Annotated in this window: 13 protein-coding genes and 4 tRNA genes; 1 reads left to right on the top strand and 16 read right to left on the bottom strand. The window is 40.0% G+C overall.

Translation table 11 applies throughout. The features are described from left to right. Positions 1 to 65: 65 nt before the first annotated feature. The 13 genes from QF028_RS28165 to QF028_RS28105 form a co-directional block, all read right to left on the bottom strand. Entirely contained in the window at positions 66 to 224 is a 159-nt protein-coding gene (locus QF028_RS28165) for a CxxH/CxxC protein (RefSeq protein ID WP_214997474.1), read from the bottom strand. 150 nt (positions 225 to 374) lie between these two features. Further along, positions 375 to 1619, bottom strand: a complete 1245-nt coding sequence (locus QF028_RS28160) for a S1C family serine protease (RefSeq protein ID WP_429470677.1) — start codon at positions 1617 to 1619, stop codon at positions 375 to 377. Positions 1620 to 1911: 292 nt separating this feature from the next. Then, on the bottom strand, positions 1912 to 2706 hold the full coding sequence (locus QF028_RS28155; protein ID WP_429470675.1) for an MBL fold metallo-hydrolase: 795 nt from the start codon (positions 2704 to 2706) through the stop codon (positions 1912 to 1914). A gap of 6 nt (positions 2707 to 2712) precedes the next feature. Next, on the bottom strand, positions 2713 to 3513 hold the full coding sequence (locus tag QF028_RS28150; protein ID WP_429470673.1) for a two-component system regulatory protein YycI: 801 nt from the start codon (positions 3511 to 3513) through the stop codon (positions 2713 to 2715). Beyond that, the gene (locus tag QF028_RS28145; protein ID WP_429470671.1) at positions 3500 to 4822 is read right to left on the bottom strand and encodes a YycH family regulatory protein; all 1323 of its coding nucleotides are present in this window, start codon (positions 4820 to 4822) and stop codon (positions 3500 to 3502) included. Before QF028_RS28145 ends, QF028_RS28150 begins: the two co-directional genes overlap by 14 nt. Further along, positions 4819 to 6645: a cell wall metabolism sensor histidine kinase WalK gene (gene walK / locus QF028_RS28140; RefSeq protein ID WP_168241411.1), complete on the bottom strand. Its 1827-nt coding sequence runs from the start codon at positions 6643 to 6645 to the stop codon at positions 4819 to 4821. Before walK ends, QF028_RS28145 begins: the two co-directional genes overlap by 4 nt. 5 nt (positions 6646 to 6650) lie before the next feature. Then, a complete protein-coding gene (yycF, locus tag QF028_RS28135; RefSeq protein WP_098934353.1) occupies positions 6651 to 7361 on the bottom strand; it encodes a response regulator YycF in 711 nt (236 codons plus the stop codon). 195 nt (positions 7362 to 7556) lie between these two features. After that, on the bottom strand, positions 7557 to 8978 hold the full coding sequence (locus tag QF028_RS28130) for a peptidoglycan DD-metalloendopeptidase family protein (protein ID WP_429470668.1): 1422 nt from the start codon (positions 8976 to 8978) through the stop codon (positions 7557 to 7559). 393 nt (positions 8979 to 9371) lie between these two features. Continuing rightward, positions 9372 to 9444, bottom strand: a tRNA-Phe gene (locus QF028_RS28125). 7 nt (positions 9445 to 9451) lie between these two features. After that, a tRNA-Asp gene (locus QF028_RS28120) sits at positions 9452 to 9528 on the bottom strand. A 65-nt stretch (positions 9529 to 9593) separates the two neighbouring features. Next, a tRNA-Glu gene (locus QF028_RS28115) sits at positions 9594 to 9665 on the bottom strand. 36 nt (positions 9666 to 9701) lie between these two features. Beyond that, positions 9702 to 9777: transfer RNA gene (locus tag QF028_RS28110), tRNA-Lys, on the bottom strand. A gap of 171 nt (positions 9778 to 9948) precedes the next feature. Further along, entirely contained in the window at positions 9949 to 11241 is a 1293-nt protein-coding gene (locus QF028_RS28105) for an adenylosuccinate synthase (RefSeq protein WP_429470667.1), read from the bottom strand. A gap of 223 nt (positions 11242 to 11464) precedes the next feature. Here QF028_RS28105 and QF028_RS28100 point away from each other — a divergent pair, with 223 nt between their 5' ends. After that, positions 11465 to 11728, top strand: coding sequence for a nuclease-related domain-containing protein (locus QF028_RS28100; protein ID WP_429470665.1), 264 nt, complete (start codon positions 11465 to 11467; stop codon positions 11726 to 11728). A 73-nt stretch (positions 11729 to 11801) separates the two neighbouring features. Here the strand turns inward: QF028_RS28100 and dnaB are convergent, their stop codons facing one another. The 3 genes from dnaB to QF028_RS28085 all read right to left on the bottom strand — a co-directional run bounded on the left by dnaB (position 11802) and on the right by QF028_RS28085 (position 15767). Further along, entirely contained in the window at positions 11802 to 13157 is a 1356-nt protein-coding gene (dnaB, locus tag QF028_RS28095) for a replicative DNA helicase (protein ID WP_088084864.1), read from the bottom strand. Between the two features lie 190 nt (positions 13158 to 13347). Further along, entirely contained in the window at positions 13348 to 13797 is a 450-nt protein-coding gene (gene rplI, locus QF028_RS28090) for a 50S ribosomal protein L9 (RefSeq protein ID WP_214997465.1), read from the bottom strand. Then, positions 13794 to 15767, bottom strand: coding sequence for a DHH family phosphoesterase (locus QF028_RS28085; protein WP_429470662.1), 1974 nt, complete (start codon positions 15765 to 15767; stop codon positions 13794 to 13796). Before QF028_RS28085 ends, rplI begins: the two co-directional genes overlap by 4 nt. Positions 15768 to 15778 lie beyond the last annotated feature (11 nt).

Below are 15778 nucleotides of genomic sequence, written 5' to 3'. Positions count from 1 at the left end.
TACAAACAAGATATCCACAGAGGTTATCCACATATTCACAATTTTTATCCACATCTTGTATGGAATCATTTGTTCGCCACCATATATACAGCTTGTTTTTCACAATATTCACAGCCTGTTGATGACTTATCCACAGGTATTTGTGATAATACTGGATATGTTTGATATTGGTCCACAATATCATCTAAGGCAATCTCCACATGTTCCTCACAGCTATAAATCATTTTTCACTTCAACCTTTCTTACACTTCATAATTAATTTTATTGTTTACTGTAAAACGTCCTGACATACGAACTGCCTCAATAACTAATACATCATAACACAAATAAAAACAGGAAAGTGAACGGTTCACTGTCCTGTTATGCCCACGCTTTTATTGAGTTGTTTCTGCTGCTAATCTTAATGTCGTTTTCTTCAACTTACCTTCACGGTAATATTTAATCTCCAATTGCTCGCCAATTTTCTTTTTCTGGTACAAATGTTTCCGAAGATCGATGACGTCGTTAATTTTTTGCCCATCCATCTCTACGATGACATCCAACTCTTGCAAGCCTGCTTGAGCGGCTGGCGAATTGGGTACGACTTGTCGTAAGGCTACACCATAATTGATTGATCGAGGCAATTTCAACGCTTCTTCTTGATAGTAGGCTGGAATTTCAGAGACTGATTTTAAATCCACTCCCATATATGGACGTTTAACCGTTCCAAACTTTTCAAGATCATCGATAATTGGCCGGGCCGAATTGATTGGGATGGATAATCCAATTCCTTCAACTGCATTTTGCGCAATTTTCATGGAGTTAATTCCGATTAGCTGGCCGGTAATATTAATTAAGGCCCCGCCGCTGTTTCCAGGATTAATGGCCGCATCGGTTTGCAGTACTTCTGCATTCCAGTCGATTAATCCATCCTGATTAATATCAACCGGAATCGTCCGCTTAAGTCCAGAGATAATTCCTTGTGTGACCGACCCTGAAAAGGTTGCGCCAAGCGGGTTCCCGATCGCGATAACGGGTTCACCCATTTTTAAACTATCGGAATCACCAAATTCAGCAACCTTTTTTATCTTGTCCGCATCGATCTCGAGGACAGCCAAATCAGTCCAGACATCACTGCCGAGCAGCTTAGCAGGGATCTTTGTCCCGTCGATCAAACTTACTTCCAGCTTTGTCGCCCCTTCAACCACATGATGGTTTGTGACAACGAAAGCTTTACCTCCAGCCTTTTTATAGACAACTCCAGAGCCAGTTCCAGCGGCTTCTTCCTCTGAATTGGCTTGATCATCTGACCAAAAGCTGGTGGACTGGATATTATTGATTCCGACAACCGCATCAGCTGCTTTTTCAACAGCCTTCGTTGTATTTGTGTTCACATCATAGGCAACCTGTTTTTGGATGATATTCTGATCATTATTATTGTTATTAGTTGATTCTACTGCATTGTTTTCATTTGTATCAATTTGGTAGGGGAGGAACCCACGATTGGATAAGGCTGGAATAGCAATGATTACTAAAATTGCCCCAAGGATCGCACCAACTACGCTGGCTAGGAAAACTCCACCCCTGTTTCCTTTCTGTTCCCTGAAGCGGTTTTGTGAATGATCATCATAATAACCCACTTTACATCATTCCTCACTTTCCGAAAAGATTGCTACCGTTTATTTTGGCTTATAATTACAATTATACTCGTTCATCTCTAAATTACTAAATAATTACCTTGTATTAATAAAAACTTACGACTTTGTTCATAGTTTTTTCATAAATAATGGACTGTTGATTTGCGCTCCAGGCGCTTCGCCTTCCGCTCCAATCAACTGAGTGTGTAAAATCAACATTTAGCTTTAAACAAAGCCTAACAAATAAAAAAAGAATGAAGTGCCTATAAAAAGGCTCTTCATTCTTTTAAAATATCTAGACAGCCGTTAAGGCTGTCGGTGTTTTCGGGTCTGTATCGTAAAGGCCAAATTGTTCGCCAACAATCAGCCCACGCTCCTGAAGGGTCTGTGTTACCGCCATTTTTGCTAAGTCCTTCATGTTATTATCCATGCTTAAATGAGCAAGATAAATTCGCTTGGTTTGATCGCCAACCACATCACTCATCGCAAAGGCTGCGTCCTCATTAGAAACGTGGCCCACATCACTTAAAATTCTTCGTTTAATATTCCATGGGTATCTGCCCATCCGAAGCATTTGAACATCATGGTTGGATTCAAAAATATACACATCTGCATTGGAGATGGTCCCCTTCATCCTGTCACTGACATAGCCTGTATCCGTGATTAAGACAAGTTTTTTTCCTCCATGATGAAAAACATAAAACATGGGTTCTGCAGCATCATGTGATACCCCGAATGATTCAATATCAACAGCACCAAAGCTCTTCACTGTTTCCATATTGAAAACAAACTTTTGCTCCGTTGGAATCGCGCCGACCGAGTGTTCCATCGCCCGCCAAGTTTTTTCATTCGCGTATACAGGCAACTGATATTTACGGGCGAGAACTCCAATTCCTTTAATATGGTCACTGTGTTCATGCGTGACAAATATTCCGGAAAGTTTACTAATATCACGGTCAATTTGCCCAAACAGTGCCTCCATTTGCTTACCGCTAAACCCAGCATCAACTAGAAACGAATGTTCATCAGACTCCACATAAAGGGCGTTCCCTGTACTCCCGCTTGCAAGAATGCTATAACTTAAAGACATGCTATTTCACTCCAATTTACTATTTTCATCGCTGTTAAATTGAATAATCTGCCCTTCAAATGCGTTCACAAACAGGCTCTCCTTACCATCGACCTCAAAGCGCCAAGTTGGTGCTAATACTTGTGAAGCAGCCAACTGGATGAGTGTGGAGTAGCCAAGCTCTACCCTGGTAATTTTACTCTTCGACTTCAACATCCCTTTCTGGTGCAAGGTTTCAATCGCCTTTAACGGCTTAAGAATTTCTTCTTTTGCTGTTAAAGTTTCCATTTCCTCCAGGAAGGTCTGTTCATAAGATACAATTTGATCAGCTTCATTCACTTTAAATGTGATCATCCCATTAATATTCTTAAACAACGGGAAATTCTCCGATCGTTGATAGTAGGTGATCGTTTGATCTTTGTTACTTTTCTCTCCAAATTGATAATCTTCTCCAAAAAGCACATTATCCGTTAAAAAGGTAGAAAGCTCTGCCGGTTCAAACTTATTAGTTAACTGGAGTGGTTTCTCTAATTTGGCATGGAGAGAGGTTGTCCCGATTCCGCTTAGAATAACAGTCTGTCCCTTAAGTTTTTTAATATCTTCTTGATTAAACATCTTAGGCTTTGCACTGAGGTATTGAGCCTTAATAGGATCCTTGGGAAGGTCCACAAATTTGATTTCATCCGCTTTCAGTTTTTCTTCAAACGAGGCCTCAGTAATCACCTCATATTTATTGGCATCACGGACTTTCATGAATTGAAATAAGAGATAAACATCTAAAATTAAGAACGTTATAATAAAAATTGTTTTAATCTTACTCCAATCCATGCTGCAATCCTCCTAGGTCTTCCATCGTAATCTGTCCCCATGTTTTATCATAGCGATAGAACCAGGCGGGTTCTAAAAGGATTAGCTTATTCTCGTCTGAATCCCTTTCCATCCGATAGCCCAAGATCATTTCTTCAAGAAGACTTGGCTTAAAGTTCTTTTTGTTTTGTAAAAATTTCAGTGCATCATGCCCCGATGGGCGTGTGACCTTTTTCATTTCCGTTGTAAGGGGAAGCTCCAAAGAAATATTTGGCCGAATATATTGATTGATTTCATCTCGGCCCCAAACCTCACTAATTTCAGCAATCCCGTTTCCGTTAAAGACAGGATAGCCTTCGATGCTGTATAAACGAAAGGTTACGGAGTGATTAAGTTCATTTTTATCAACATAGCGATAAGGGTCTGTCCAGCCGCCATGTTCATTCACAAAGTCAATACTCCGTTTGACTAAATCATAAGAGCTATTAACAAAATTCTCTTCTACGGTTGGATTGACATAGCGAAGGACGTTACTTTCGAAATTCAACGTCATTTTACTAGAATCGTTCGTATATTCCTCCCCTGAAGGGACGAAGCTTTTTTGCACAAAACTAGGGTCGTTGAAAAGTGCTTCTTTAAATTCCTCAGAATCAAGATTAACAGGCAAATATTTATAGGTTGTCATTTCTGTTTCATTTTCTGGAAGAAAAATCGTCCGCCATTCAGAAGCTTCATAGGCGAAATGACGTGGGAACTGCGCTGCATTTTTATAAATATTACGATTAAATTCACTTAAATGAGCAGAAGAAATATGACTTATATATACTTGCTGATGTTCAGTGGAAACAAAATAAACAATCCCATTTTCCTTTTCTGAATTCTCAACATTGACAATGATTCGATTGAAGGTGAAAGAAGGTATTTTTTTACCCTCAATATTTAAGACACTGCGATATAACTCAATCGGGACTTCTCCTGGAAATATAATTTCCGCATTGCCGCTGCCATGGATTAATTCCTTAATGTTTTTCACTTCGTTTGTATATTTTTTTACATCAAAAAAGGCCCAACTGCTTAATTGTTTAAGAACCTTTTCGATCTCTTCTGTGTTATTGGTTCCATAATGCTGACCCTTAACGTGAAAAAACACCTGGTCAGGCCTGACGATCTTTTGGACCTCTTGTTTTTCACTTAAGGTGACTTCAGCTACCGTTTTACTCTTTTCCATCGTTTCGTAATTAGGCTGGTAGGTCCAAAGATTCCATGTTAAAAGAATACTAACCAGAACTAAAAAGGTTAAAATTCCTGATTTAATATTTTCGTATCTCATGACCATTCATCCTCTTCAGAACGTTCATATGGGAGTGAAAAGGAAATCTTTGTTCCTTTCCCTTCCTCACTTGTTGCCCAGATTGCCCCACCATGAGCATTAACCATTTCCTTTGCAATCGCCAGACCTAGGCCCGTACCGCCTAGTTTCCGAGTTCTCGCTTTATCGACACGATAAAAACGATCAAAAATCTTTCCAATATTCTCTTTCGGAATCCCCATGCCTTGGTCTGTTACGCTGACAATAATTTTATCGTCCATCTCTTTAATCGAAAATGTAACGTTTCCGCCTTCAGGTGAATACTTTAAGGCATTTGAAATAATATTGTATAAGACCTGTGTCATTTTATCTTCATCAATTTCAACAAATATCACATGATTCGGGAGTTTTCTTTTAAAGGTGACGTTTTGTTCCTTCGACATTTCAAACCTGTCAATGATGCGGTGGAAGAAGTCGACAAAGTTTACCCATTCGATTTTCAGCCTGTAATCCGTACTATCCATTTTTGAAAGCTGGAGCAAGTCATTGACCAAGCGAATCATTCTTTCTGTTTCGGTCCGCGTCACTTCTAAAAATTCCGGAGCAATCTCCTCATCCCGCCAGGCACCATCTGCAAGAGCTTCTAAATAACTCCTCATTGTCGTTAGCGGTGTCCTAAGTTCATGGGATACATTGGCGACAAACTCTCTTCGTTCGGCGTCAATTTTTTCTTGATCCGTGATATCATGCAAAACCGCAATTAATCCATTGACAAAGCCCGTCTCTTTTTGAATCACAGAGAAATTGGCACGCAGGAAATAACGCTCGGTTTTTGTACTGTAATCTAAAATGATCGAATCCTTTTCCTCCAATAAGTCTTCGAAGGAATTGGTATCATCTAAATCTAATAACGAGACAATTGGCTGGGTCAGCACTGTTTCACGTGAAACATTCAGCATTTCTGCCGCTGGTTCATTGATTAAAATAACCCGGCCTTTCCTGTCGGTAGCAATGACACCATCCGTCATATAGGACAAAACAGATGACAGCTTCCGACGTTCCCCTTCGGTCATGGCCTGTGCTTCCTGGAGCTTTTTCGTTAAATTATTAAACGTAACGGCCAGTGTCCCGATTTCATCATTGCCATATACTTTTACTTTCCGTGAAAAATTACCCTTGGTCATCGCTAAGGCCTGCTTCTTCATATCAGCAATCGGTCTTGTGATGGTTTGGGCTAATAATATCCCTAATATAGCTGTAATCGATAAGGCAATCGCTGTCCCTGTAGCAAAAATCCCATTAATAGTTTTCATTTGTTCAAAGACATTTTCTATTTTTGCGACAAGGTAGATCGCACCAATTACTTTTTTACCAGACATAATTGGAGTAGAGAGGACCCAAATCCGATGACCTGTTTGGGGGTCGATTAATATTGCGCTTTGATCCTCTTCTAAAACCATTGATTGTTTGATTCGAAGCTCTGTTGTCCTTTGTCCAACCACCCCTTGGTTACTGGGATGTGAGGTACCAAGAATTTTAAGGGATCTGTTTTCAATCACCCGAACTTCCGAAATATCACCTGCATCAAAGTCTCTGAGGATTTTTTTGATATCCTCTTCGAGTGTTGGATCTTCAGGCGTTCTCTCTTTCTCCATTTCCTCAACCAGATTGTAGGCAAGCAAATCAACACGTTGCTTTATCGAAGTCTGGAAGTTTGTCCGTAATGTTTCTTCAAGCTGTTTGACAAAATAAACGCCGATAATTTGCATGGCTACTAAAATAAGGAGGACATAGATGATAACGAATTTTACGTTTATAGAGCGAAAGAAACCAACCTTTCTCATTCATCTTACTCCTGTTCAGGATTCCGCAAATAGTATCCAACTCCGCGGCGAGTGACAATCCACGTTGGATGACTCGGGCTGTCCTCAATTTTTTCCCGCAATCTTCTAACCGTTACATCAACGGTCCGCACGTCTCCGTAGTAATCGTAACCCCAAACCGTTTGCAGGAGGTGTTCCCTTGTCATCACTTGACCGATATGTTTAGCCAAATAGTAAAGCAATTCAAATTCACGGTGTGTAAGCTCGATTGTCTCACCGCGTTTTGAAACAACATAAGCATCAGGGTGGATAATAAGTGAACCAATCTCAATTTCATTGGTTTCGTTCTCTGCATCTGGCTGCGTCAGAATTTGCTGGTGACGGCGCAAGTTAGCTTTTACGCGCGCAATCAATTCTCTTGTACTAAACGGTTTGGTTACATAATCATCCGCACCGAGTTCAAGACCTAAGACTTTGTCAATTTCAGAGTCTTTGGCAGTCAACATAATAATCGGCATTTCATACTTCTTGCGGACTTCACGGCAAACTTCCATCCCGTCTCGTAATGGAAGCATAATATCTAAGAGGATTAAGTCAGGTTCAATTTCATCAACCAACTGGAGTGCTTCGTTTCCGTCATAAGCACAATAGACAACGTAACCTTCTTTTTTTAAGTTAAACTGTAAGATATCAGCAATTGGCTTTTCATCATCAACTACAAGAATTTTCTTTTCCATACCATATCTCCTTATCATTTAGTCGATCTAATCTATTTAACAAATGCTCTAGAAGTCATAACTATACTAGATTACTGTATCATGTTATTGGCATAAATTCACCTATAAGTACTATTTGGAAAGATCTGGGTCGTGGAGCCAGACAATTCTCTAAGAATAAAGAAAAGCCTCTAGTGCCAACTAGAGACTTACCTTTTATCTTAAATAGGAAAGTGGATTTACTAGGCTGCCATTCTTATACACTTCAAAATGCAAGTGTACACCTGTTGCATCTCCAGTAGCTCCCATTACACCTATACTAGTACCCTTTGAAACCGTCTGGCCTACCCTAACTTTGAGCGACGACATGTGTCCATATAGGGTACGGTAACCATTTTGATGGTCTATGACAATTTTATTCCCATAACCGCCGCCCCAGCCAGCAGAAACAACGACGCCATTATCGGCTGCCTTTATTGTTCTGTTGCTTGGTCTGGCAATATCAATACCTTTGTGCATTCTGCCCCATCTAGGCCCTTGTTTACTGGATACATACCCACCTACAGTCGGCCAGGCAAAGTTTCCTTCCCCACGAGACGGAATGACTTTTGTTCCTTTGATAACAATCTGATTCACAGGCTGTTCAAGGACTGTCGCATTTGACTCCACTTTCTGCACTGCTACACCATTTTTTTCAGTAATTTTATAGGTAACAGACCGTGAGCCACTTTTACCCTCTTGTTTTACCTTATTCTCACCTTTTAGCAAGGAAGAGTCTTCAACAACTGTATTTTTAAATGGAATTTCTTCCTTTTTATTTACTTCTTTATCAATAATCACTTCGATAAATGGTTTTGGAACGGTAATATTAATTTTTTCGCCAATCTTTAAGAGCGTATCCCCTTTTAGTCCGGGATTCACTGCTAAGATCTCCGCCAGTGTCAAGTCGTGGTCTTGTGCAATCATTTCGAGCACATCGCCTTCTTTAATCACATATTTCTGTTCTTCTAATGTACCTTTTTGTAAAAAGGCAACTGCTTCTTCAGCTGACATCATTTTTTGTGGAACAATATTTTCTACTGAAAAGGAAACATTTTTTGATAATCGAACGTCTAATAGACGAGACTCATTTTCTTTTAATGCTGGTAATGTCGAATTGACGGAAGCTTTTCTGGCCTTAAGTTCGGTTAATTGATCCTCCGGCACGTATTGTTGGATTAGCTTCTTCATAACTTCTTCAGCTGTATTTTGATTATCTACGTAAACAACGGGCTTACCATCAATAATAATCGCAGAGGCCTCTGTTTGAAGTTGGAATATACTCTTAATAGTTCGGACTGTTTCTTGCTTGTTTGCAGCAGAAGGAAATACTTGATATGGAATGTTTTGCACCTGTTGATCGATTTTGTTACTGTCATCGACTTTTGCAGCAATTATTTTATTTACAACAGCCTTATCTGCAATATTTCCAATATATGTACCATCCAGATATACGTCATAATCCTTGGTTGATTTTGATGTATCTGCAAAAGCAACCGGTCCGTTACTAAATGCAATCAGCGATGAAGCGATTGTAGTAGCAATCGTTATCTTAAGAAATAACTTTTTTGTTTTTGATACCTTATTGAAAAGCAGCATTTTTCCTCCCTAAACCACGGTAAAACCCTCTTAATCTAGTGTTTACCCACAAAAGAATTCCCCAGTATTTTAGACCTTCTATACTTTAACATAATTTTTTGTAAATAGATTAATAGTCTTTATACTGTAACAAAAATGTATAATTACTGACATTCACCTACATTTACGTGAAATATTCTAATTAGATTTCCGTGTTTTTCTTTTTAAAAAGCAGGGGAAAGTCCCTATTAAATAAGGGTTTTTCTAGTTCTGAAGGAGGAGGATATAATTATTACAATAATCGACAAAAACTCATGGTTCTTTTGTAAAAAAGAGGTGGTTTTATTACACTGGGATTACAATTTCAATTTTTAACTAAAAAAAGAAGCCTGCAAATGCAAGCTTCTCTTTTTATGGCTCAGGACGGAATCGAACCGCCGACACAAGGATTTTCAGTCCTTTGCTCTACCGACTGAGCTACTGAGCCACTTATATGGCGGTCTGGACGGGACTCGAACCCGCGACCTCCTGCGTGACAGGCAGGCATTCTAACCAACTGAACTACCAGACCAATATTTAATTGATTGTCAGCAAGGAAACCGTCCTTGCCAGCCTCTTACTGACAATCAAAAGCCATGACCCCTACGGGACTCGAACCCGTGTTACCTCCGTGAAAGGGAGGTGTCTTAACCGCTTGACCAAGGGGCCATATATTGAAAGTTATTTTGCAAAAGCAAAAAACTTTGGTGAGCCATGAAGGACTCGAACCTTCGACCCTCTGATTAAAAGTCAGATGCTCTACCAACTGAGCTAATGGCTCGTACTAAAAATAATTCTCTAATCATTAACTTCGTTTCAAAAACTTTGTCGTATTGTGACGACGCTTTTTATAATAGCACGGACTATCTATTCAACGCAATACTTTTTTTAAAAAAACTTTTTAAAAGATTTGAAGCCCTCTAATTAGAGGGCTCCATTAGTTAAGTAACAATTAAATTTGTCTCCATGGGCTGCGGACTACATTTGTTTGATTTCGATCTGGTCCAACAGAGAACGTAGTTAACGGAATTCCTGTAAGCTGTGTTACACGTTCCACGTAATGACGTGCATTTTCAGGTAATTCATCTAAAGTTTTAACTCCAGTAATATCCTCACTCCAGCCAGGTAATTCTTCATAGACAGGTTCGCACTGTGATAAAACCTTTAGGCTAGCAGGATATTCTGTAATCAATTCATCTTTATAACGATATGCAGTACAAATCTTCAATGTCTCAATACCCGATAGTACATCAATCGAGTTGAGGGACAGGTCGGTTAAGCCACTTACACGGCGAGCATGGCGAACTACCACACTGTCAAACCAGCCAATTCGACGAGGACGCCCAGTTGTTGTGCCATATTCACGACCAACTTCGCGGATGCGATCGCCGATTTCATCATTTAGTTCAGTAGGGAAAGGTCCATCACCAACTCGAGAAGTGTATGCCTTACACACTCCAACCACATGAGTGATTTTAGATGGTCCGACACCAGATCCAATCGTCACTCCGCCGGCTACTGGGTTAGATGAGGTCACGAATGGGTATGTACCTTGGTCAATATCAAGCATGACACCCTGTGCGCCTTCAAAAAGAACCCGTTTGCCTTCATCTAAGGCATCATTCAATACAACTGATGTATCACAAACATATTGTTTAATTTGCTGACCATATTCATAATACTCTTCTAAGATTTCTTCCTTCGTAAATCCTGTAGTCTCATAAATACGTTCGAACAAACGATTTTTCTCTTGTAAATTACGATCAAGCTTTTCTTCAAATACATCGTGTTCGAGCAGGTCAGCGATTCTAATCCCCACGCGAGCTGCCTTATCCATATAGGCAGGTCCAATCCCTTTTTTAGTCGTTCCAATTTTATTAGCGCCCTTACTTTCCTCTTCCACTGCATCTAGTTTTAAATGATATGGAAGGATGACATGGGCACGGTTACTGATACGAAGATTATCGGTTGTAACGCCCTTTTCATGTAAGTAGGCAAGTTCGGTTACAAGTGCCTTTGGATCAACAACCATACCATTACCAATTACACAAATTTTTTCCTTATAAAATATTCCTGATGGAATTAGATGTAATTTGTATGTTTCTCCACTGAACTTAATGGTATGGCCTGCATTATTTCCTCCCTGGTAACGGGCAATTGCCTCGGCATTTTCTGAAAGGAAATCGGTAATTTTACCCTTTCCTTCATCTCCCCATTGCGTCCCAACCACTACTACTGATGACATATAAGGCACCTCCAAATTAAATACGATTTTCTATTTTCCATACACAAGTTTACCAACTTTCATGGCTAAAAGCAAACAAAACACGAACGTTTTATATAAGGGTATATTATTATGTTCGTAAAATATTAATTTAGGAATCTATCAATATCGCATCCTGCAGATTTGGATATTTCTCAAATAAAATAGAATTATAGTTTCGTAAAATAATAAAAGGATGTGAAATATGATTATTAAACATCGGCAAGAGCAATCGGAAATAATAATTTTAAGATCATTAAATGTTCGAATGAGTTTATCAGATAAGGAAATAACTAACTATTTAAGTCTTAAAAAAGGATACGAAGGGGAGCAAAAGAGTGATGTCTGGTTAGAAGGGCTTTCCGAGGATTGGCTTATTATCCATGATTTATTACTTGAGTATAACAATTCTAAATTTCAAATTGATACCTTACTTATTTTGCAGGACACCATTTACCCCATTATCTAAGCCTCCACGACCAATATTCGCTATTAATCTACACACAAAAAAGGCTAGCCAAAAAAACTTGGCTAGCCTTAATCTATGCACCCGGCGGATCATTATACCGTGTCTCGAGGTTGACGAACTTATTATATTCCTTAACAAAGGCTAACGACACTGTTCCGGTCGGGCCGTTACGCTGCTTGGCAATAATAATCTCGATAATATTCTTATTCTCTGATTCTTTATCATAGTAGTCATCACGATACAAGAACGCCACGATATCGGCATCCTGCTCAATACTTCCGGATTCACGGATATCGGACATCATCGGGCGTTTATCTTGACGCTGCTCGACACCACGGGAGAGCTGAGAAAGAGCAATAACAGGAACCTTCAATTCACGTGCTAATTGCTTTAGGGAACGTGAAATCTCAGAAACTTCCTGCTGACGGTTTTCACCAGATCGTCCGCTTCCTAAGATCAGCTGCAAGTAATCAATTAATATCATGCCTAAACCATGCTCCTGCTGGAGACGGCGGCATTTGGAACGGATGTCACTGATTCGGACCCCTGGAGTATCATCGATAAAAATCCCTGAACTCGACAGGCTGCCCATCGCCATCGTCAGCTTACCCCAGTCTTCATCCGTCAGGGAACCTGTACGAAGCCTTTGCGCATCGATATTCCCCTCAGAACAAAGCATACGCATAACCAGCTGTTCGGCACCCATCTCCAGACTAAAAATCGCGACATTTTCATTCGTTTTCGTCGCCACATTGGCTGCAATATTCAAGGCAAATGCTGTTTTACCCACGGAAGGACGGGCGCCAACAATAATTAAGTCATTACGCTGGAATCCTGCTGTCATTCGGTCCAGTTCCGCAAATCCTGTTGAAATACCCGTAATGTCCCCAACACGGTTATGCATTTCCTCAATATTGTCATACGTACGCACAAGTACATCCTTGATATTATGGAAAGCACCGGCATTCTTTCGCTGCGCCACTTCCATAATACTTTTCTCCGCTTCACTTAAGAGAGCTTCCACTTCATCTTCGCGGGAATATCCATCCGAAGCAATGCTTGTTGCGGTACGAATTAATCTTCTAAGTAATGACTTTTCTTCTACTATTCTTGCATAATACTCAATATTTGCTGCTGTCGGAACAGAGGCAGCCAATTCCCCTAAATAACTAACCCCGCCTGTATCTTCAATCAGTTTGGCAGCTGAAAGCTCCTCAGTTACCGTAACTAAGTCAACTGCTTTCCCTTGATCATTTAGACTAAGCATGACATTAAATATTTTTTGGTGGGAAGCACGATAAAAATCCTCAGGAATTAATATTTCTGAAGCTAAAATCAAAGAGGCAGGTTCTAAAAAAATCGCCCCTAACACAGCCTGCTCGGCCTCTATATTTTGCGGCGGCATCCTGTCCGCATATAAGTCATTCATCTATCAAAAACCTCCTATCATGAAGAGGATGATTTATATAAAAATAGCATAAGCTCAGCAATTATCAAAGTTCTAAACTATCATATCCTATCCAAAAAAGAAAAAAGTGACCAGTTAAGACCGATCACAAGGCGTTGATTACATTTTATATTCTATCATGTTCCGCAGCGATTTCGCACTGGGAAAATTTTTATTTTACTTCGGTAACAGAAACGGTTAACGTTGCGACGACTTCATGATGGAGCTTCACCGGAACCTTTGTGTGGCCAAGCGTACGAATCGCATCCGCTAATTCCATTTTGCGTTTATCGATTTTAATACCATGTTTCTTTTGTAATTCTTCAGCAATCTGCTTCGTGGTAATCGAGCCAAATAAGCGGCCGCCTTCACCAGCTTTAGCAGTTAATTCCACCGTAATTTGATCCAATACCTCTTTTAATTTTTGTGCTTCCGCTAATTCTTCAGCTGCTTCTTTTTCTTCCTTCTTCTTAAGTGCATCCAGCGTACTGATATTCGCGTTATTGGCTTCCTTTGCTAAACCTTGTTTAATTAAAAAGTTATGGGCATAACCATCAGCTACATTCTTGACTTCGCCCTTTTTCCCTTTACCTTTCACGTCTTTTAAGAAAATTACTTTCATTCTTTTTTCACTCCTTCAAAATATTCATCAATTGCTAGCTTTAATTTACTTTCTGTTTCTGCGATCGATAAGCCACTCAGCTGTGTGGCGGCGTTAGTCAGGTGCCCTCCGCCTTTTAAGGCTTCCATAATTACTTGGACATTGATGTTTCCGAGTGACCTTGCACTGATGCCAATGACCCCTTCGCTGCGCTCGGAGATAACAAAGGAAGCAAGCACTCCGTCCATTGTTAACAATGTATCCGCTGCTTGGGCAATAATCACTTGGTCATTAAAGTCATTTGCAGTTCCTTTTGCAATGGCAATCCCATCGCGGTAAAAGGTAACAGACTCAATTAACTTGGCGCGTTTGATATATGTATCAACATCTTCTTTTAAAAACTTTTGAACGAGGATCGTATCAGCTCCATGTGCTCTTAGATAGGAGGCAGCATCAAACGTTCTTGAGCCTGTTCGTAACGTAAAACTTTTTGTATCGACGATGATTCCTGCTAACAGGGCGGTCGCTTCAATCATTTCAATTTTACCCCGTTTTGGCTGATATTCAAGAAACTCAGTCACAAGTTCTGATGTCGATGAAGCATAAGGTTCCATGTAAACAAGTAAAGGATTAGCAATAAAATCCTCACCGCGGCGATGATGGTCAATCACAACGACATGATCAATTTTATTAAGAAGCCGTTCTTCCATGACCATGGAAGGTTTATGGGTATCGACGACGACGAGCAGGGTTTTATCAGAAGCGATTTCAAGCGCCTCTTCTGGACCAATGAAATGTGAAAATAATTGCTCTTGATTGCGGATTTCCGACATGAGCCGTTTGACACCATTATCGATTTCCTGCATGTTAACAACGATATAAGCATCTTTCTGATTCATTTGGGCTACTTTATAAATGCCAATGCTAGCGCCAATCGAATCCATATCCGGATGTTTATGGCCCATGATGATCACTTTATCACTTGCCATAATTAAATCCCTTAAGGCATGCGAAATGACCCGCGCTCTAACTCTGGTTCTCTTTTCGATTGGATTCGTTTTACCGCCATAGAATTTCACCTTGCCACTTGCCAATTTAATGGCCACTTGATCGCCGCCTCTGCCTAAGGCTAAGTCCAAGCTGGATTGGGCTAAAACTCCCAATTCTGGCAGGGAAGAGACGCCTGTTCCGACGCCAATACTTAAGGTAAACGAGACGTTTTGTTTGGAAGTCATTTCTCTTACTTCATCTAGAATCGTAAATTTACCTTTTTCCAACTTCTGAAGTATTCCTTCACTAAACACAGCCATAAATCGTTCAGATGAAATTCTTTTTAAAAAGATCCCATTATCCTGCGCCCATTTATTCAGGATTGACGTCACCAAATTATTGATGCTGCCACGCATCTGGTCATCCATCCCTTGAGTAAGATCATCATAATTGTCTAAAAAGATGATCGAAATGACAGTTCGGTCATTTTGATACATTTTTTCGATTTCCTTTTGTTCCGTCACATCGAAAAAGTATAAAAGCCGTTCTTCCCGTTTATGAATCACACGGAATTTTCGTTCATGGAGCGTAATGATTTCTGTTTCTACTTCCTGTTTAATTAACGGAATCAGCGTATCTGCGACATCATAAAGTGATCTTCCGACCAAGGTATCCTCATCGAAACAAGAGGCAAGAAATGGATTGGTCCATTCGATATAATACTCATCATTAATAAGCATAATCCCGATGGGCATTTCCATCAATGCTTCTTCGCCCACTCTTTTAACCCGGTAAGAAAGGGTCGCGATATACTCTTCCATTTCTTTTCTTTGGCGGCGGTCCACAACAAACATATAGTAGAGCGGGAAGAGCATGATAAACAGCCCGGCTGCACTAATGGTCCAATTATAGAAAGACAGGGCAATGATCAATACCACTGTAACGCCTATTAACCCATAAAAAGGGTAACGAATCGACCGCTTTTCTAAAAATGCAGGCAATATTTTCAGCT

Source organism: Neobacillus sp. B4I6 (assembly GCF_050434045.1).
Lineage (GTDB): Bacteria > Bacillota > Bacilli > Bacillales > Cytobacillaceae > Neobacillus.
The sequence above is the reverse complement of the archived record's forward strand: the minus strand, read 5'-3'. Positions and strand labels throughout refer to the sequence as shown.

Excerpts from the sequence above, each read along its gene's own strand:
- QF028_RS28165 (WP_214997474.1), bottom strand. The coding sequence starts at position 224 with ATGATTTATAGCTGTGAGGAACATGTGGAGATTGCCTTAGATGATATT.
- walK (WP_168241411.1), bottom strand. The coding sequence starts at position 6,645 with ATGAGAAAGGTTGGTTTCTTTCGCTCTATAAACGTAAAATTCGTTATC.
- yycF (WP_098934353.1), bottom strand. The coding sequence starts at position 7,361 with ATGGAAAAGAAAATTCTTGTAGTTGATGATGAAAAGCCAATTGCTGAT.
- QF028_RS28145 (WP_429470671.1), bottom strand. The coding sequence starts at position 4,822 with ATGAGATACGAAAATATTAAATCAGGAATTTTAACCTTTTTAGTTCTG.
- QF028_RS28105 (WP_429470667.1), bottom strand. The coding sequence starts at position 11,241 with ATGTCATCAGTAGTAGTGGTTGGGACGCAATGGGGAGATGAAGGAAAG.
- QF028_RS28155 (WP_429470675.1), bottom strand. The coding sequence starts at position 2,706 with ATGTCTTTAAGTTATAGCATTCTTGCAAGCGGGAGTACAGGGAACGCC.
- QF028_RS28150 (WP_429470673.1), bottom strand. The coding sequence starts at position 3,513 with ATGGATTGGAGTAAGATTAAAACAATTTTTATTATAACGTTCTTAATT.
- dnaB (WP_088084864.1), bottom strand. The coding sequence starts at position 13,157 with ATGAATGACTTATATGCGGACAGGATGCCGCCGCAAAATATAGAGGCC.
- rplI (WP_214997465.1), bottom strand. The coding sequence starts at position 13,797 with ATGAAAGTAATTTTCTTAAAAGACGTGAAAGGTAAAGGGAAAAAGGGC.
- QF028_RS28100 (WP_429470665.1), top strand. The coding sequence starts at position 11,465 with ATGATTATTAAACATCGGCAAGAGCAATCGGAAATAATAATTTTAAGA.
- QF028_RS28130 (WP_429470668.1), bottom strand. The coding sequence starts at position 8,978 with ATGCTGCTTTTCAATAAGGTATCAAAAACAAAAAAGTTATTTCTTAAG.